The following is a 17,309-nucleotide window of genomic DNA, read 5'->3' as shown; positions in this document are numbered from 1 at the left end:
ATCAAAAAAGAAAGGACAAATTTCGTCCTTTCTAGATCTTAGCTTTTATTCAACCCACTACAGTTGACAAAGAGCCTAAAATCCTGACCAGTTTATCTGTTATTAAAATCCTAGTTTTTCAAAGATTTCTGAGAAGTTTTGGCTGATTGCCTCAAGTGACACTTGCACTTCTTCTCGGGTTTGGTTGTTCTTGACCGTCACTTGTCCACTTTCGACTTCGCTCTCTCCGAGGGTGATGAGGGTCTTAGCCGCAAAGACATCAGCTGACTTGAATTGAGCTTTGAGTTTACGGTTAAGGTAATCACGCTCTGCTTTGAAATCTTGTTGGCGAAGAGCCTGTACCAATTCCAAGGCCTTGACATTTGCCCTTTCGCCCAAGACTGCGATATAGACATCTAGAGCGTTTTCGATAGGGAGAGCCACACCTTGCTTTTCAAGAATGAGAAGCAGGCGCTCTACACCAAGTCCAAAACCAAATCCAGCAGTCTCAGGGCCTCCAAAATAAGAAACCAAACCATCGTAGCGACCACCCGCACAGACTGTCAGGTCATTGCCCTCAATCTCAGTGATAAACTCGAAAATGGTGTGGTTGTAGTAGTCCAGACCACGCACCATATTGGTATCGATGATATAGTCTACTCCAAGATTTTCCAACATCTGACGCACAGCATCAAAATGAGCTTGGCTTTCTTCATCAAGGAAGTCCAAGATAGAAGGTGCATTCTCTACTGCTACCTTGTCTTCTTTTTCTTTAGAGTCCAAGACACGAAGAGGATTTTCCTCCAAACGACGTTGGCTATCCTTAGACAAGGTCTCCTTGAGCGGTGTCAAATAGTCAATCAAGGCTTGACGGTAGGCCGCACGACTCTCAGGATTTCCAAGAGTGTTGAGGTGCAATTTGACACCTTGGATGCCGATTTCTTTCAGGAAATGAGCTGCCATAGCAATGGTTTCCACATCAGTAGCTGGATTGCTAGATCCAAAACACTCAACACCAATCTGGTGGAACTGGCGCAAACGCCCTGCCTGTGGACGCTCATAGCGGAACATAGGGCCCATGTAGTAGAACTTACTTGGCTTTTGCACTTCTGGAGCGAAGAGTTTATTTTCTACATAGGAACGGACAACGGGCGCAGTTCCTTCTGGACGGAGGGTAATGTGACGGTCACCTTTGTCATAGAAATCGTACATTTCCTTGGTTACGATATCCGTTGTATCTCCAACAGAGCGACTGATAACCTCGTAGTGCTCAAAAATAGGCGTGCGCACTTCTGCATAGTTATAGCGCTTGAAAATCTCACGGGCAAAGCCCTCAACGTACTGCCATTTGGCAGATTCAGCAGGCAAAATATCCTGCGTTCCTTTTGGTTTTTGTAATTTCATAGGGGATCCTCTTTAAACTTAATAGTCTTATTTTACCATAAATAGAGGGATTAAAACAGTAAGAAAAAAATTAGGATTTATACTCAATGAAAATCAAAAAGCAAACTAGGAAGTTAGCCGCAGGTTGCTCAAAACAGTGTTTTGAGGTTGTGGATAGAACTGACGAAGTCAGTAACCATACCTACGGCAAGGCAACGTTGACGTGGTTTGAAGAGATTTTCGAAGGGTATTAGATATCATTTTTGAGATTAATAACTGTCAAAAGAATAGCTAGCAAGGAAAGACCAACAAATAGCATCCAAGTCAACTGTATATTCCATACAGCTATAAGTGAAAAACAAGCTGTTCCCACAGGTATGGACAAGGTAAACAATAAACCTAAAAAATTACTGGTACGAGCCAGAACCTCTGGAGCTAGATTTTTCATGAGCATGGCATTAATCTTTGGAGCAACTTTACCAGACACATACAGAGTTAAAAAGAGAAATAGCAAACCAAGCACGACTTGATTGAATACGTTAGCCAGACCAATTAGAGTGAGCCCTACGGTAGCCCACATCATCAATCTAGGCAGGGACTGCTTCCCAAAATAATCATTGCCCGTAAGGCTACTGATGATGACTGCTAACAAAGCACAGAATTGACTGATAAATAATGCCTCTGTGTAAGAAAAGTCCAAAAGAGAATGGCTCAAAAAGAAGATATTATAAATTCCTCCCAAAGCACCACCCAAGGCATTGATAAGCAAGACAGCAAAGAGCATAAAACCAAAGTTTTTCTGTCCACTTTTAAGAAAAACGAGGCGTAAATTTCGATAAATCGTTAGAAATTGGTCTTTGATAGATAGCTTCTCATTTTTTTGTGATTCACCATCAGCAGATGAAATCGACAGGCTTAATTTGCTTTTTCCTAAAAAGAGAATAGCAACTGATACTAGGAAAAAACAGGCATTGATTCCCGCAACGAGGGAAAAATTGTTGACCGATAGACCTAAGAGCCAGACTCCAAAAGCTTGACCACCAATAGCTGAAATATAGGTGATAAACTGGGAAAAAGAGTAAGCTTCCATCATATCATCTTCAGCTACTTTTTCCTTAATGAGAGGCATGCGCAAGCCACCTGCAAAATCACTGATGACATCACTAATGACATTGATTAAACACAGGATAGAAAAGGCAAAGAGACTAGCTTGCTGAACAACTAGGGCTGCCAGAAAAAATAAAACCGCCTGAAACAAACCGCTATAGGTCATCCATTTGACCTTGTTCCTCGTGTAATCTGCCCGAATCCCTACAAAAACTGTAAAGAAAGTCGGAAGAATCATGACAATATTGGCCATAGCAACCGCAAAAGATGCTTGTGGCAGGGTCGATGCATAGACGATAAATACCAGGTTAAAAATCGAAGCACCAAAAGCATTGAAGAAGCGTGACAAAGTCAAGAGACGATAAGCTTGATTTCTGAACAATAGTTTCATAGGTAATCTCCCTTCTTGTTCAAATACTCAATGAAAATCAAAGAGCAAACTAGGAAGCTAGCCGAAGGCTGTACTTGAGTACGGCAAGGTGAAGCTGACGTGGTTTGAATTTGATTTTCGAAGAGTATAAGTTTTATGTGAAGTATGACTATAGTATAGCACTTAGAAATTTTAGAGGAAAAACTTTTGAATATATGCAACAAATGAAATGAGCAAAAAGAAACGATAGAATTTCTCCAGTGACGCGAGAGAGCCCGACAGTTCTATCGCTTCAAATTTTAAATAATTTTCTTAGTTTGCAGATATTCAACAATCGGTCGTTTTTCTATAGTATTCGGCAGATTTATTACAGCCAAGCATCTCAAAAATACGGACAGCGTCCTCCATCTTTTTTTGTCCTTCCTTGACTCTACCTTGCTTGCTATCAAAGAGACCTTCCGCCCACAAATAGACAATTCGGAAATAGGTTTCATTTTCATTGTAGAAATGCTCTTCGATGACACGTTTAAAATAAGAGGCATTGGTAAATTCTTCACACTCAATACTGGCTAAAAAACCATTCAATAGTATAGTGTGAAAAAGGTTTCGATTGCAAGACATTTCCATTAGAAAATCAGATTTTCGGACCATTTCTCGTACATATCTAGTAAAAAGAGAAACAGATAGAAATAGTGAACTGACTGAAAATAAATTGAGTTCATAGATTCCCCAGATCTCGGTAGAAAACAAATAATCATGAAGGACTTTTCCTTCCTCTGCCGTTAACTCTACCCTTTCGTCCATGCTCTTCATATAAGACTTGATAATAATGGCATTTAGAATATATTTCTGTTTGTTTTGAGAATAGGCATGCTTTTGATACTCCTTGCGATACAGGTCCTCAAGCGGAGCTATATTCTTTGGATCCAAGACATCTATGATTTCTTTTCTCAACTCAGAATCTGTATCATACTGAAAACCTCTCGCCAGAAAGAGGATTTCCTCTACACTGGCAGATATGTTTTCTAGGGCAAATAGAAACTTTTCCACCGAAAGCTCACTCTGACCTGTTTCAAAGCGAGATAACATAGACGGCGAAAATTGTCCCCCAGTTGCTTGTCTCAGCGAGATATTTCTTGATTCTCGTAATTGTCTAAAGACTTTTCCAATCTGCTCCATAGGCTTCCCCTTGATCGAGTATTTTCTTTATGTTATCATATTTTTTCAGAAAATTCATCAAAAACTTGCCAAATTGTCAGAATTATGAGAAAATAGAGGATATTTATCACGTGGAGGGACTGTAATGAGAGATGATATCAAAATCAATGACCGTGCTTTGGCCTTGCAAGACCAAATTATCGAAAAACTAGAGAAGGTTTTTGATACAGATGTGGAATTGGATGTGTACAATCTAGGGCTGATTTATGAAATCAATCTGGATGAAACTGGGCTCTGCAAGATTGTCATGACCTTCACCGACACCGCCTGTGATTGCGCCGAAAGCCTACCTATCGAAATCGTGGCAGGTCTGAAACAAATCGAGGGTATTGAAGATGTCAAGGTTGAAGTTACCTGGTCGCCTGCTTGGAAGATTACACGAATCAGTCGCTACGGCCGCATCGCCCTTGGACTGCCACCTCGTTAAGCAGGTCAATAACTTTTAAAGATGAAAAAAAGCAAGCCGAAGTTGGCTTGCTTTTTGGTACTCAATGAAAATCAAAGAGCAAACTAGGAAACTAGCCACAGGTTGCTCAAAACAGTGTTTTGAGGTTGTAGATAGAACTGACGAAGTCAGTAACCATACCTACGGCAAGGCGACGTTGACGTGGTTTGAAGAGATTTTCGAAGAGTATGAGTTTATTTTTTACCTGACTTGTCCATATTCCAGAAGTCTGTCACGGCTCCGCGTGAAGCAGATGATACGATGTGAGCGTATTTACCGAGGACACCACGGCTGTAAAGTGGTGGCAAGGTTGTTTCTGCCTTCCGTTTTTCAAGTTCTTCTTCGGATACGGCCATGGAAATTTCTTTGGTATCTTGGTCAACCGTAACGATATCACCTGTACGAAGGTAAGCGATTGGTCCACCATCCTGAGCTTCAGGAGCGATATGTCCAACAACCAGACCATAAGTACCACCAGAGAAACGGCCGTCTGTCAAGAGGGCAACCTTGTCTCCTTGACCTTTACCAACAATCATGGATGAAAGTGACAGCATCTCAGGCATACCAGGACCACCCTTAGGTCCAACGAAACGAACAACGACTACATCGCCATCAACGATTTCATCTGTCAGAACTGCCTGAATCGCATCTTCTTCTGAGTCAAAGACCTTAGCTGGACCAACGTGACGACGCACTTTAACACCTGATACTTTAGCAACCGCACCATCAGGGGCAAGGTTCCCGTTCAAGATGATAAGCGGACCGTCTGCACGTTTTGGATTTTCAAGTGGCATGATAACTTTTTGACCTGGTGTAAGGTCTGCAAAGTCAGCCAAGTTTTCAGCTACAGTCTTACCAGTACATGTAATGCGGTCTCCATGAAGGAAACCATTTGCCAAGAGGTATCTCATAACCGCAGGCACACCACCGACTTCATAGAGGTCTTGGAAGACATACTGACCAGATGGTTTCAAGTCGGCCAAGTGAGGCACACGCTCTTGGATCGTATTGAAGTCCTCAAGTGACAAGTCAACATTGGCAGCATGGGCAATGGCAAGCAAGTGAAGAGTGGCATTTGTAGAACCACCGAGAGCCATAGTTACAGTGATGGCATCTTCAAAGGCTTCACGAGTCAAGATGTCTGATGGTTTGAGACCGAGCTCCAACATCTTAACAACAGCACGTCCTGCTGCTTCAATGTCTTCTTTCTTGTCAGCTGATTCAGCTGGGTGAGATGAAGAGCCTGGCAAACTCATACCTAGAACTTCAATAGCAGTCGCCATGGTATTAGCAGTATACATACCACCACAGCCACCAGGTCCAGGGCAGGCATTACATTCGAGACGTTTTACGTCCTCAGCCGTCATATCACCGTGGTTCCATTTTCCGATACCCTCAAAAACAGAAACCAAGTCAATGTCTTTGCCATCAAGATTTCCCGGTGCAATAGTTCCACCATAGGCGAAAATAGCTGGGATATCCATATTGGCAATGGCAATCATAGAACCAGGCATGTTCTTATCACAGCCACCGATAGCAACAAAGGCATCCACATTGTGGCCCCCCATCGCCGCTTCGATTGAGTCCGCGATGATATCACGAGATGTTAGAGAGAAACGCATACCTGGCGTTCCCATAGCAATTCCGTCCGCTACGGTAATTGTCCCAAACTGCACAGGCCAAGCACCTGCTGATTTTACACCTTCTTTAGCTAATTTCCCAAAATCATGCAAGTGAATGTTACATGGTGTATTTTCCGCCCAAGTCGAAATAACCCCCACAATCGGTGTTTCAAAGTCCTTATCTGTCATACCAGTCGCACGAAGCATGGCACGGTTTGGTGATTTAACCATACTATCATAAATGCTACTGCGGTGACGTTTATCTAATTCAGTCATTTGTTCCCTCCCATTTCAGTTTTTACTATTATAGCACATTTTAAAGGCAATGAACAGAAGAAAATTCTTGAATTTTCAGAAAATTCTATACACATATAAACATTTTAAATTAAAAACAACAAAGCGGATCAGGGCACTTTCTGATTACCAGAATATGCTTTTAATCCGCTTGCTTTAAATAACGTAATGTAATTTTTACAGAAGTTCTTTCAGATAAGTGTATTTAACATCTATCTTGCATTATAAAACTCTAGAACTTTCTCTTTTATATTCGATTCACTCAAACCATATTCATTAAGAAGATAATCCATTTTCCCTACTTGACCGAATCTTTCTTGAACACCCATCCGATGAATTTTTGTTATTCCATCATCAGAGAATAATTCACATAAAGCACTGCCAATTCCACCTATCTGATTGTGGTTTTCTACAGTAAATATAGTTTTTCCACTTAACATTGTTTTTATCTGTTCTGGTATCGGTTTGATTCTAAATAAATCTATCACACCTACTGAATAACCTAATTTAAACAGTTCATCCGCAACTCGAATACTTGGAGCAACCATTATGCCAGAAGCAACTATTACAACATCTTCACCGTGTCTTAACTCAATGTAGCCTTTAGAAAAATCTTCTCCACCTTGATATACAGCCTCTGGAGCTTTTCTAATTGTTCGAATATATTTTAGTCCTTTTAAGTCTAATGTCTGGTTCAAGATTTCACGAAATTGGATATCATCAGTTGCTTCGAAAATGATTGATTTAGGAATTAAACGTAACAATCCAATTTCTTCAAATGGCATATGTGTCCCACCATTCATTTCTGCAGTTACTCCTGCATCTGATCCAATCACAGTGGCATCCAATTGTGCGTATCCAAGAGAAATAAATAATTGATCAAATACTCTTCGTGAAGCAAAAGGGCCAAATGTATGAAGATAAGGTCTAAACCCCTGAATAGATAAACCTGCTGCAAGCCCGACCATTTCTGCTTCCATGATTCCAACATTCACATAACGGTCTCTAAAGTCCTTTTCAAGATTATTAGTAGCCATCGAACTTGACAAATCTGCTTCTAAAACTACTATATCAGAATAACTTTGGTTAGCCTCTAGAAGGAAATCTCTATACACATGTCGTAATTCTTTCGTACTTCTCATCATTCTGTTTCCTCCAATTCCTGACTTAATCTTTCTACAACTGAAGTTAACATTTGTCTCTCCTCTACAGTAGGGCGAAGATGATGATTGGATTTCATTTCTTCCAGCTCTCGAACTCCTTGACCTTTAGTAGTATCTAATACAATACACTTAGGGGATGAATCATTTGACTGTTTTAATTGGTTAATCCCTTCATAAATTTCTCTAATATCTGAACCATTGACCCTAATGGATTCAAATCCAAATGCTGAGAATTTTTCTACAAAATCACCTGGATTACAAATATCCTTTGTAAAACCATCTAATTGTTTTTTGTTATCGTCTACAAATACAATTAAATTAGATAACTGTTGATGAGAAGCAAACTGTATAGCCTCCCAACATTGTCCCTCATTTAACTCACCATCTCCAACAATAGCATAGGTGTAAAAGGGACTTTTTCTTATTCTCTGACCATATGCAAGTCCGGTTGCAACACTAATTCCCTGTCCTAAAGAGCCAGTTGTCATATCTATGCCCGGCGTTAGATTTCTATCAGGATGAGACGGTAATTTGGTTCCATTTGTATTTAAAGAATATAAGAATTCTTTGTCAAAGAAACCATTCAAATAGAGTGTGCTGTACAAAGCTGGTCCAGCATGTCCCTTGGATAAAACAAAATAATCTCTATCTCGTGACGCAAATATTTCTGGAGTCATCGGCATTATTTCACCATAAAGCACTGCTAAAACTTCTACTATAGACAGACTCCCTCCATAATGGCCGAATCCAAGATGATTCAATGTTCTAAGAGTATTTAATCGGATTTTTGTTGCAAATTTTCTTAACTCATCTTCTCTATTTTCACTTAAAATCATCCCTTATTCCTCCTTTGCAGATGGCTTTTTAATAAAGGATACTCCAAACATAACTGCTAGAATAAGAACAAGACCAATAACAATGCCTGCTTGTGAGCCAAATTGATTCAACATTCCTAAAATAATTCCTGATAGACCAAAATCTGCATCTGAGAAAGTTGACCCTTGGAAACCAAGTCCTCCCAAAACTGGCATCAAAAAGACTGGAAGAAAACTAATTAAAATACCTTGTAAAAATGCTCCAATAGTGGCTCCACGAACACCACCAGATGCATTCCCAATGACACCTGCAGTCGCTCCACAGAAGAAATGAGGCACAACGCCTGGTAAGATGACAACCGTTCCTGAAGCAATCATAATTGCCATACTTACTAAACCACCAACAAAACTAGAGATAAATCCAATTAGGACTGCATTAGGTGCATAAGTATAAACAATCGGACAATCCAAAGCAGGTTTTGAATTAGGTACAAGACGCTCTGAAATACCTTTAAAGGCTGGAACAATTTCACCCAAAATAAGGCGAACACCTGCTAAAATAACAAATACACCTGCTGCAAATTGACCTGCTAATTGTAAAGCATAAACTAGACCACTTGTACCATTACTGATTTCTTTTTCTATATATTCTGACCCTGCAAAGATAGCTACAATAATGTAAATAACTGCCATAGATAAAGTAATACTAACAGTACTATCACGTAAAAAAGCTAAACTCTTTGGGAATTTAATGTCCTCTGTTGATTTTGATTTGTCACCGATAAGGCTACCAGTGAAACCACTTAACCAATATCCCAAAGAACTGAAATGACCTAAAGCCACCTTGTCATTTCCAGTTAATTGAACCATATATTTTTGCACAAATGCCGGGGAAACACTCATAATAATACCAAGTGCTAATCCTCCTAGTAAGATAAGAGGCAAACTTGTAAAACCAGCAACTGATAAAATGACCGCAATCATACACGCCATATATAGAGTGTGGTGCCCTGTTAAAAAGATATATTTGAATCGAGTAAAACGAGCAATTAAGATATTGAATACCATACCTGCAAACATAATCATTGCAGTAGCTGAGCCATATGTGGTTAAAGCTACAGCTACAATTGCTTCATTATTCGGTACAACTCCAGATAAATGAAAAGCATGTTCAAACATGGTACCAAATGGATTCAAAGAATTTTGTACAATTCCTGCACCACCAGATACAACTAAGAAACCAACAAAGGTCTTAATTCCACCTTTAATAATATCAGGTAATTTCTTCTTCTGAAGAACTAATCCTAAGATTGCAATTAAAGCTACTAAAATAGCTGGTGTACTAACAATATCCAATATGAACTTCATCATGACGCTAGCCTCCTAAATAAGTCCTTTTTCTTCACAAAGTTTAGTAATTAATTCTCGTAGTTCATCCATATCAATAATACTATTTAAGATACGAACATCTCCAAGATGACTAGCTGAATCAGCTAAATCACGACCAACAATCCAAATATCAGCTGCATTTGGATCTGCTCCACCTAAATCATAGTGTTCAACTTCTACATCTGAAACATTCAAATCACTCAATACAGATTCAATATTCATCTGTACCATAAAACTTGAACCTAATCCTGAACCACAAGCTGTACCAATTTTTAACATTATCTAATCCTCCTGTTTAATTATCATTTCAATGTCATCATAGTTTTTTGATGATATTAAAGTTTGAACATGATTTTTATCTCTTAAAATTGTTGTTAAATGTGACAAAGCCTTTAAATGACTCTCATTATCAATAGCTGCAATACAAATCAACAATCTTACCTCTTGTTCTGGATTATCCAATAAATAAATCGGCTCTTCCAAAACTAACATTGACATTCCTATTTCATTCACGCCTTCATCTGGTCGAGCGTGAGGAATTGCTACTCCCTTCCCTAAATTAATAAAAGGTCCAAACTCTTCTACTTTTTGAATCATTGCCTCAGGGTAGTTCTCAGTTATCTTATGTTGATCCAAAAGCGGTTTAGCTGCTAAACGAATCGCCTCCTTCCATCCTAATTTTTTCGAACTAACCTGATAGGTTTCTTTTGTAATTAATTCTTCTAACAATGGTAACATTTCCTTTCTATTCATTTCTTGATAGAGATATCGCTTTAATGCTAATTTCAACTCTAATTCTTGTGTGATTACACTATATCGTCTTACTATACTAATTATCTGATTCAGCTCAATATCTTGATAACCTGTATCCGGAAAATCTTTTGATACCAATTCAACTAACTGTGTTGTTTGTTCTTCCGTCATCATAACAGAAACTAGATAATTTGGCTTCTCTGTATCCACCTTTATAGTAGAAAAAACCATATCATAGTCACTACTAGTTTTCGCATATAAATCATCAATCTTTGAGGTTCCTATAAACTCAATTTGAGGGAATAATGCTAATAGATTCTCTTTTATCATCAATGAAGAACTAATTCCATTAGGACAGATAATTGCTGCTTTATAACATTTTTGAGGCAAATTGTCTGCTTTCTTTAAATATCCTCCAAAATGGATAACAAAATATGCTGTTTCACTATCAGGTATGGGCTTGTCAATAGCGTCCATCAAGGGAGTCAAAGAATCTTTTACTAGTTCAAATAAATCAGGATAATGTTCTTTAACATGCAACACATATTCATTTGAGCTAGGTAAGCCGAACTTTAATCTATAGTAAGCCGGTATAAGGTGGCGGCGAAGATTTTCTCTCAATACTTCTCTTTGTTTAAAATGTAACAAAGAAATATCTTCCATTCTACTTATAATAGCCTCTGTTAATTGATTAAAGTAAACCGGAGCAACATCTACTTCACCTTCAAAGCAACTTGATAATAAAACTGTGACATAGCGATAATCATCCTCTGAAAATACCGTATCTATAATTCCCAAATCAACTACTGTATCTAATAAAATAGTCGTTATATCTTGAATAATAGGAGATACTAATGTCTCTGAAAGACATACTCTTTCAACATCCCTTTGATACCTACATATAATGAATACTAAACCGAAAAGGCAAACTTTTAATTGATTAACAATAGGTACTATCTGTAGCTTTTCATAATAATCTTTAACTACCTGATCAATCAAATCATAAGTTAATGAATACCCCCAACTGGATAAAACATAATCCAACCCCCAAATCCCTATGGAGGATTCCAGCAACTCACTAACCATTTGAAAAGCTAAACGGTGCTTATTCCACTCTGAACCGTGTAAAGTATAACCTTTTGCTCTACTGTACCCTAGCTCCAAATCATTATCCAACATAATCTTTCTTAATGATTGAATATCAGATAAGGTTGTATTCTTACTTACTTTCAAAAAGTCTTGGTAATGATTATTCGATATAAAATCTAATCGGCAAAAAGTGTAAAGATAGATTAATGCTAAGCGAGTCGACTTTGGTAAAACCAATTCATCCGACTTAATAATATCTGTCAAAGACTGCTTCGTACGATTTGATAAACTATAGCGACCTTGTTTTTTATCCAGCACTATCCCTTTATTAGCTAGATAAGGCACTAAATAATCTATTCCTTCTTTGACTTCCTTTATAGGTAAGCTCACCTTAACAGATAATTCATATAATGATAGCTCACAATGATCCATCAAAGTCATCAAAATAACTAGTGCTCTATAATCAAACATTTCTCTTCCTTTCTAACTACAATTATAGTGTAAAAGTTATAAGAATAAAAGAGTATTTCAGCACAATATAATCTCACTTCCTATAAGTAATTATTGGGCTGAAACTTTTTAGTGATTATTTGTCAACTTTCTATTAATTTTTAAAAACAAAATGATATCATTTAGATATCAAATAACAGAGGTCATTCTTATGACTGAAAAACTAATCAATTCATAACCAAATGGTGTATTAGCATTGATTCTCATTGAGTTGACAATCGTACTTGGTATCTTTATATTTAAAATGGGTGTTGGTTCGGAAAACATTTTTGGAATTATTATCGGACCTTTACTAATCGTAATTGCAACGCTAACTCATGCTGGTTTAAAAGTTGTCAAACCTCAGGAGGCTATGGTTCTGACACTCTTTGGTAACTATACAGGTACCATCAAAGAACCTGGCTTTTACTTTGTCAATCCCTTCAGCGTAGCAGTCAACCCTGCAAACCACACTCGACTTGGACAAAGTGGTGATGTTAGCACAAAATCTCCTTTTTTAGGAGCTAAATCATCAAATGACAATGACTGCTTAGGAAATCCTTGAAGCACGTATCACTTACCTAGCTTATGCTACAGAAATTACTACCATTATTGATGCCCGTAAGATGATTGTAGATGGTGCTGTAGGAATGGTTGAAATGGCACTAGAACGGCTCAATGAAGGGGAATTGGTAGAGCTTGACGAAGAACGAAAAGCTGCTATGGTTTCAAATCTCCTAGTCGTCCTCTGTGGCAATCATGATGCACAACCAATTGTCAACACAGGAAGTCTTTACTAAAGATGGTTGAAGCTAAAAAAAGCATATCCCCCTTCGACTCTCAACAAAGTTATACGCTGCACTCGCATCATGGGCAGAAGATGACTTTCGTTCAGTCAATGGGCAAATCGAATATCTCCTTACAGAATGTGTCAAACAACGGAAGAAAGACGGAAAATACGTATCAGAAACCATTGACGAACCATTTGAGATTGATATTTAACACCTTCTCCTGTCTGCTAGGTCTGACAGGAGAATTTTTTCATCTTTTTTTGTCAAGTAACTTTACTTTACAAAAAAAATGTGTTATCCTAGTATGGTTGATGAAAATCAGTAGATTGAATCGAATATAAATACCTAAAGGAGAAATCAAAATGGCAGTACCTGCACGTCGCACTTCAAAAGCGAAGAAAAACAAACGTCGTACACACTACAAAGTAACAGCTCCATCTGTAAACTTTGACGAAACTACTGGAGATTACTCACGTTCTCACCGTGTATCACTTAAAGGATACTACAAAGGACGTAAAATCGCTAAAGCTGCATCAGCTGAATAATAGAAGGGAGATACCATGCGCGTAAATATTACACTTGAACACAAAGAATCTGGTGAACGCTTGTACCTTACTTCTAAAAACAAACGTAACACTCCAGACCGTCTTCAATTGAAGAAATACTCACCAAAACTTCGCAAACACGTTGTGTTTACAGAAGTTAAATAAGCATTCAATACGAATCAATACAGAAGAAAAACGCTTGATCAGCGTTTTTTCTTTTTGTTAATTATCTTATATTTCAATTCAAATTCTACTCGTCCTACAATCTTTTTTGTAAAACTGATTTGAATCAGGTAATTTTAGCACTTTACTGCACACTCTAGTTAACCGATGTCGTATTTTTTTCACTATATTAGATATTGCGTGTAAAATAGTTTTTTCATCATCTAACCTGTAGAATGGAGTCTAGTAATTTCAATGTAATAAACTCAAACCACAAACTTCAGTGTTCTAGAATTGTTGAATAAGCTCGGAGGAAATATCAAAACAAAAGCTTGAAATATCGAAAGGGTTGTGTTAGAATGAACTTACAATGTGAGTAAAGTTACAGCATATGTAACTAAAAAAGCCCCACCGTGCCACCGATGGGGTTTTTTGCTACCCTCTAAAAGGGTTAACCATTACTTCTTACGTTTCTTAAGCCATAACTTGAAAAGCTCAGATAACACGTTAATAAGTAACGGAGCTAGAAACACTGTGAGTAAAGTTTCTAACATATGTAACACCTCCCTTCCTTAAAGTGAGGGGGCCAAAATATTATATCATCAATATCACGTAATTCCCAAACAAAAACGCCTTCCTAAGGCGCTATTTTTTCTTGAACAAACGGATGTAGTCCTGTTTACTATGAATAATATCTGATACAAAGACAGCTTTTCTGTCCTCTAAAATATGATAGAAGGCTAGGTAATCGCCTAAAATGATGCATCGAGTTTTGTGGGGTGGGTATATAATAACTCCTACTCTTTCATCAGCATCAAATCCTGCTTCCGGGAAAACTTCAAGACGTTCCAATCCGTAAAGAATATTCTTAACTGTGTTTGCTCCTGCCTGTTCTGAAAAGTAGTTAGCTGAGATATAATCTTTAATACCTCTTAGCTGTTCTTGTACCGTTTCTGAGATAATCAGGCTATATACATTCTCGTTAAATTCCAAGGTTAGCCCTCACTTCATCAAGGCTGTAAGTTCTTCCATGTTCTAAATCGTCAAAGCTACGGGCAATTTCAGCACGCAACCCTGATAGAAGTTCTTCTCTTTCTTTGTCTACTTGAGTTTCAAATGGCAAGGCTTTATTTTCTACAATGTGTTCTAAAAACAAGTTAAAACTAGCTGTCATATCAAGATTTTGCGCTGTGATAATAGCTTTAGCCTTCTCTAACAAGTCTCTGTTAGTCTTAAAGTTTACCTGTGTGTTTTTTTCTAAAACATTCATAGTAGCACCTCCTTTTAGACTATTATATCACTTTAAACTATACAGGTCTAGTTGCGTATAGATACTTATAGCTGGTAGTAAAAACAAAAAAAGCACTAAGGGAAAACGCCCCAAAGTGCTTAATATCAAGGCTCTAAAGCCTATCTTATTCAATAAAATATTACAACATTTTGTTATCTTGCAGTGATTAGGTACAAAAAAACAGGCATAAGCCTGCTATGAATCTAACTTGACTTTCTCAAAAACTATTAAATTCAAATAAGTTGAGAAAACATAAAGGGTAACAAAAAAGGACTTAAAATGATGAGTTCAGCCGGCAAGAAACTAGCACGGTCAAACGTGCTTTTTTTATTACCTAATAATACTATCATACTACATCTGGAATACACACTCAATTATTAGCAATCCCCTTCGATTTGCAGTATAATGATGGAAAGGTGGGTTGATACTCACGGTTCACCAAAAAGACTGATTTGGCGAGTATATGAAGGAGGGATTTATATGGATAGATCAAAAAAGACATGGGAAATTGATGGATATTTATGGTTACATTGTCCCGTTTGCGGAACTGAGGTTATGGACTATGATATCTGTGACGTCTGTCGTTGGCAAAATACAGGTATTATAAATATAGACGGTGGTCCAAATAAGATGACTCTAGCTGAAGCCAAAGAAGCTTACGCAAGGAGAAAAATCGTAAAAATTCGAGAATTTGATACAGTGTTGTTACAAAACGGTCAAACGGTAGCAATTGTCGAGAAGTTAAGCGAAGATACTTTTATTGCTGATATAGGTGATTCACCTAAAGACTGGGATACCATAACAATTACAATCAATGATATTGAAAAAGTAGTGTATTGAAATAGCTAATATATTTGTATAGTGTTGGGAGTGACCTTAAATGAATAAGATTGGGAAAGAGAATTTAATCATTATTAACGGTAGCGAATATGTCCATTGTCCAGTATGTGGTACTGTTACAGCAGTGTATGATATCTGCGACATCTGTCAGTGGCAAAATACAGGAGAAACTAATATAGATGGCGGCCCTAATGAAATGACACTTGCTGAAGCCAAAGAAGCTTACACAAAAGGGATTCCAATAATATAACAGACTATAGTAGTACGAAAGGAGAGACTGATGGAACTTAAAGAATTTAATAACAAGGTTGTCAGAATCACCGATATTGATGGCCAAATATTTAAAGGTGTAGCTCTTTACGAAGACAAAGATGTCTATGATGAAGAACTTGATGGGTTATCCGTTAATTCTGGAACCAGATGGATTAAACTCTTTGAAAATGAAATCAAGGAAATTAAAATTACTGATAAAATCAACCAGTCAAAAAAACCTTAGATTCGTTTCTAAAGGCTTTTAATTAAGCCTAAGATATGTTTTGTTTATACACCACTAAAACACCGTCTCGATAGCTTTTAGCAAAGTCTAGCAGTATATCAGCCTTGAGGCACTCATATTGAGCCTTATCGATGTCTAGCGCCTCGTATAATTGCCATATCTTTAATCTCTCTCCAGTTCGCCTTGTAAAGAGATTGGCGAATATCTCACGTCCTACATCATACAATCACTTATCTTCAAGTCTAAGTCTAGTCTCTGAATTGCTTTTTCAAAATTTTTAATACTTCTTGTTTCTTTTCTACTTCGTCAGTGGTCAAGCTCCTACTCCTTTATGATATAATTAGTTTAAAGAGAAGTGAGGTAGAAATGATAGTGTCGCTACGCAACTTCATAGTATGAGATGACGGGACAGGCACACCGTCCACTACTCTTGAGCGCTTAGATTTTTCTAAGTGCTTTTTTATTTTCTCTTGGTTCACTCTTACTTCAAGACTACTCTCATACCATGAGATAAGCCATTAAGAGGTGTTTTCTCTCTTATCTCCTTACCATTCTGCAGGCAATTAAGGCAAGTTGTTCCTTTTCTTATCTGCTAATCATTTTATAAACATCAAATTTAAAATAACAAACTTTTAAACTTCTCTTATTTCCTCAATACCCAAACAATAAAACACTATCAACTCGTTTAAACACACGTTTCAAACATGCTAGCGTTCCTAATATTGGATTCCATGGTTTTAGACACACACGCTAGTCTCTTGCTAAACTCTGGAATACCATATAAAGAATTACAACACCGTCTAGGTCATTCTACATTAGCTATGACTCTGGACACTTACAGTCATCTCTCCAAAGAAAAAGCAAAAACAGCCGTCTCATTTTATGAGAAAGCTGTTAGTTCTTTTGAAGGGGGACAAAAAGGGGGACAAACCCAGAAATCAACATTTTAAGACAAAGTAAAAAGCCCACTTTTATAGGCTTCTTACAATATAAAGTCTTATCTTAAAGCATTTTGTTGTAGAATAGATTTAGTATAAATTACACTTTGTTATGCTTTATAAATGTTGA

17 protein-coding genes and 3 pseudogenes are annotated in these 17,309 nt (G+C 37.6%); 9 read left to right on the top strand and 11 right to left on the bottom strand.

Annotated features, from left to right (window positions below):
- Positions 1–102: 102 nt before the first annotated feature.
- The 3 genes from hisS to M1G12_RS07825 all read right to left on the bottom strand — a co-directional run bounded on the left by hisS (position 103) and on the right by M1G12_RS07825 (position 4,018).
- Positions 103–1,383, bottom strand: coding sequence for a histidine--tRNA ligase (hisS, locus tag M1G12_RS07835; protein WP_247949671.1), 1,281 nt, complete (start codon positions 1,381–1,383; stop codon positions 103–105).
- 229 nt (positions 1,384–1,612) lie between these two features.
- The gene (locus tag M1G12_RS07830; RefSeq protein WP_247949670.1) at positions 1,613–2,860 is read right to left on the bottom strand and encodes an MFS transporter; all 1,248 of its coding nucleotides are present in this window, start codon (positions 2,858–2,860) and stop codon (positions 1,613–1,615) included.
- A gap of 306 nt (positions 2,861–3,166) precedes the next feature.
- Complete coding sequence (locus tag M1G12_RS07825) at positions 3,167–4,018, bottom strand: helix-turn-helix domain-containing protein (RefSeq protein ID WP_247949669.1); 852 nt, start codon at positions 4,016–4,018, stop codon at positions 3,167–3,169.
- Positions 4,019–4,142: 124 nt separating this feature from the next.
- On the opposite strand from M1G12_RS07825, the gene M1G12_RS07820 reads away from it, so the two are divergent.
- A complete protein-coding gene (locus M1G12_RS07820) occupies positions 4,143–4,484 on the top strand; it encodes a metal-sulfur cluster assembly factor (protein WP_001204052.1) in 342 nt (113 codons plus the stop codon).
- Between the two features lie 212 nt (positions 4,485–4,696).
- Here the strand turns inward: M1G12_RS07820 and ilvD are convergent, their stop codons facing one another.
- The 6 genes from ilvD to M1G12_RS07790 all read right to left on the bottom strand — a co-directional run bounded on the left by ilvD (position 4,697) and on the right by M1G12_RS07790 (position 12,098).
- Complete coding sequence (ilvD, locus tag M1G12_RS07815) at positions 4,697–6,400, bottom strand: dihydroxy-acid dehydratase (RefSeq protein ID WP_000137346.1); 1,704 nt, start codon at positions 6,398–6,400, stop codon at positions 4,697–4,699.
- A 230-nt stretch (positions 6,401–6,630) separates the two neighbouring features.
- Positions 6,631–7,563 carry a transketolase family protein gene (locus M1G12_RS07810; RefSeq protein WP_000986407.1) on the bottom strand — a complete coding sequence of 311 codons (933 nt, stop codon included), beginning with the start codon at positions 7,561–7,563 and terminating at the stop codon, positions 6,631–6,633.
- Complete coding sequence (locus M1G12_RS07805; protein WP_247949668.1) at positions 7,560–8,417, bottom strand: transketolase; 858 nt, start codon at positions 8,415–8,417, stop codon at positions 7,560–7,562. Before M1G12_RS07805 ends, M1G12_RS07810 begins: the two co-directional genes overlap by 4 nt.
- A gap of 3 nt (positions 8,418–8,420) precedes the next feature.
- Positions 8,421–9,767, bottom strand: coding sequence for a PTS ascorbate transporter subunit IIC (locus M1G12_RS07800; protein ID WP_024056492.1), 1,347 nt, complete (start codon positions 9,765–9,767; stop codon positions 8,421–8,423).
- A gap of 12 nt (positions 9,768–9,779) precedes the next feature.
- A complete protein-coding gene (locus M1G12_RS07795) occupies positions 9,780–10,064 on the bottom strand; it encodes a PTS sugar transporter subunit IIB (RefSeq protein ID WP_000912476.1) in 285 nt (94 codons plus the stop codon).
- Between the two features lie 3 nt (positions 10,065–10,067).
- Positions 10,068–12,098, bottom strand: a complete 2,031-nt coding sequence (locus M1G12_RS07790) for a BglG family transcription antiterminator (protein WP_247949667.1) — start codon at positions 12,096–12,098, stop codon at positions 10,068–10,070.
- Positions 12,099–12,333: 235 nt separating this feature from the next.
- Here M1G12_RS07790 and M1G12_RS07785 point away from each other — a divergent pair.
- The 4 genes and pseudogenes from M1G12_RS07785 to rpmG all read left to right on the top strand — a co-directional run bounded on the left by M1G12_RS07785 (position 12,334) and on the right by rpmG (position 13,617).
- Positions 12,334–12,916 (top strand): annotated as a pseudogene (locus M1G12_RS07785) (SPFH domain-containing protein).
- A gap of 25 nt (positions 12,917–12,941) precedes the next feature.
- Positions 12,942–13,118, top strand: a complete 177-nt coding sequence (locus tag M1G12_RS07780) for a type II toxin-antitoxin system antitoxin (RefSeq protein ID WP_033608448.1) — start codon at positions 12,942–12,944, stop codon at positions 13,116–13,118.
- 151 nt (positions 13,119–13,269) lie between these two features.
- Positions 13,270–13,452 carry a 50S ribosomal protein L32 gene (gene rpmF, locus M1G12_RS07775; RefSeq protein ID WP_000290417.1) on the top strand — a complete coding sequence of 61 codons (183 nt, stop codon included), beginning with the start codon at positions 13,270–13,272 and terminating at the stop codon, positions 13,450–13,452.
- Positions 13,453–13,467: 15 nt separating this feature from the next.
- A complete protein-coding gene (gene rpmG / locus M1G12_RS07770; protein WP_001265622.1) occupies positions 13,468–13,617 on the top strand; it encodes a 50S ribosomal protein L33 in 150 nt (49 codons plus the stop codon).
- Between the two features lie 642 nt (positions 13,618–14,259).
- Here rpmG and M1G12_RS07765 read toward each other — a convergent pair.
- Together M1G12_RS07765 and relB are read right to left on the bottom strand one after the other, a co-directional pair.
- Positions 14,260–14,607, bottom strand: a complete 348-nt coding sequence (locus tag M1G12_RS07765; RefSeq protein WP_084923593.1) for a type II toxin-antitoxin system RelE/ParE family toxin — start codon at positions 14,605–14,607, stop codon at positions 14,260–14,262.
- Positions 14,597–14,884 carry a type II toxin-antitoxin system RelB/ParD family antitoxin gene (relB, locus tag M1G12_RS07760; RefSeq protein WP_001101478.1) on the bottom strand — a complete coding sequence of 96 codons (288 nt, stop codon included), beginning with the start codon at positions 14,882–14,884 and terminating at the stop codon, positions 14,597–14,599. The genes M1G12_RS07765 and relB overlap by 11 nt, the downstream gene beginning before the upstream one ends.
- 501 nt (positions 14,885–15,385) lie before the next feature.
- On the opposite strand from relB, the pseudogene M1G12_RS07755 reads away from it, so the two are divergent.
- From M1G12_RS07755 to M1G12_RS07740, 4 genes and pseudogenes are all read left to right on the top strand, one after another.
- Positions 15,386–15,571: pseudogene (locus M1G12_RS07755) on the top strand (CPCC family cysteine-rich protein); the annotation flags it as partial.
- A 214-nt stretch (positions 15,572–15,785) separates the two neighbouring features.
- Positions 15,786–15,995, top strand: coding sequence for a CPCC family cysteine-rich protein (locus M1G12_RS07750; RefSeq protein ID WP_084923591.1), 210 nt, complete (start codon positions 15,786–15,788; stop codon positions 15,993–15,995).
- A gap of 30 nt (positions 15,996–16,025) precedes the next feature.
- Positions 16,026–16,241: a hypothetical protein gene (locus M1G12_RS07745; protein ID WP_084923589.1), complete on the top strand. Its 216-nt coding sequence runs from the start codon at positions 16,026–16,028 to the stop codon at positions 16,239–16,241.
- A gap of 652 nt (positions 16,242–16,893) precedes the next feature.
- Positions 16,894–17,191: pseudogene (locus M1G12_RS07740) on the top strand (tyrosine-type recombinase/integrase); the annotation flags it as partial.
- Positions 17,192–17,309: the final 118 nt, after the last annotated feature.

It is taken from the genome of Streptococcus mitis (assembly GCF_023110375.1).
Classification (GTDB): Bacteria; Bacillota; Bacilli; order Lactobacillales; family Streptococcaceae; genus Streptococcus; species Streptococcus mitis_CI.
The sequence above is the reverse complement of the archived record's forward strand: the minus strand, read 5'-3'. Positions and strand labels throughout refer to the sequence as shown.

Coding starts and splice junctions, on each gene's coding strand:
- M1G12_RS07745 (WP_084923589.1), top strand. CDS start 16,026: ATGGAACTTAAAGAATTTAATAACAAGGTTGTCAGAATCACCGATATT.
- M1G12_RS07820 (WP_001204052.1), top strand. CDS start 4,143: ATGAGAGATGATATCAAAATCAATGACCGTGCTTTGGCCTTGCAAGAC.
- M1G12_RS07800 (WP_024056492.1), bottom strand. CDS start 9,767: ATGATGAAGTTCATATTGGATATTGTTAGTACACCAGCTATTTTAGTA.
- M1G12_RS07825 (WP_247949669.1), bottom strand. CDS start 4,018: ATGGAGCAGATTGGAAAAGTCTTTAGACAATTACGAGAATCAAGAAAT.
- M1G12_RS07810 (WP_000986407.1), bottom strand. CDS start 7,563: ATGATGAGAAGTACGAAAGAATTACGACATGTGTATAGAGATTTCCTT.
- M1G12_RS07750 (WP_084923591.1), top strand. CDS start 15,786: ATGAATAAGATTGGGAAAGAGAATTTAATCATTATTAACGGTAGCGAA.
- rpmG (WP_001265622.1), top strand. CDS start 13,468: ATGCGCGTAAATATTACACTTGAACACAAAGAATCTGGTGAACGCTTG.
- rpmF (WP_000290417.1), top strand. CDS start 13,270: ATGGCAGTACCTGCACGTCGCACTTCAAAAGCGAAGAAAAACAAACGT.
- M1G12_RS07805 (WP_247949668.1), bottom strand. CDS start 8,417: ATGATTTTAAGTGAAAATAGAGAAGATGAGTTAAGAAAATTTGCAACA.
- relB (WP_001101478.1), bottom strand. CDS start 14,884: ATGAATGTTTTAGAAAAAAACACACAGGTAAACTTTAAGACTAACAGA.
- M1G12_RS07790 (WP_247949667.1), bottom strand. CDS start 12,098: ATGTTTGATTATAGAGCACTAGTTATTTTGATGACTTTGATGGATCAT.
- ilvD (WP_000137346.1), bottom strand. CDS start 6,400: ATGACTGAATTAGATAAACGTCACCGCAGTAGCATTTATGATAGTATG.
- M1G12_RS07830 (WP_247949670.1), bottom strand. CDS start 2,860: ATGAAACTATTGTTCAGAAATCAAGCTTATCGTCTCTTGACTTTGTCA.
- hisS (WP_247949671.1), bottom strand. CDS start 1,383: ATGAAATTACAAAAACCAAAAGGAACGCAGGATATTTTGCCTGCTGAA.
- M1G12_RS07795 (WP_000912476.1), bottom strand. CDS start 10,064: ATGTTAAAAATTGGTACAGCTTGTGGTTCAGGATTAGGTTCAAGTTTT.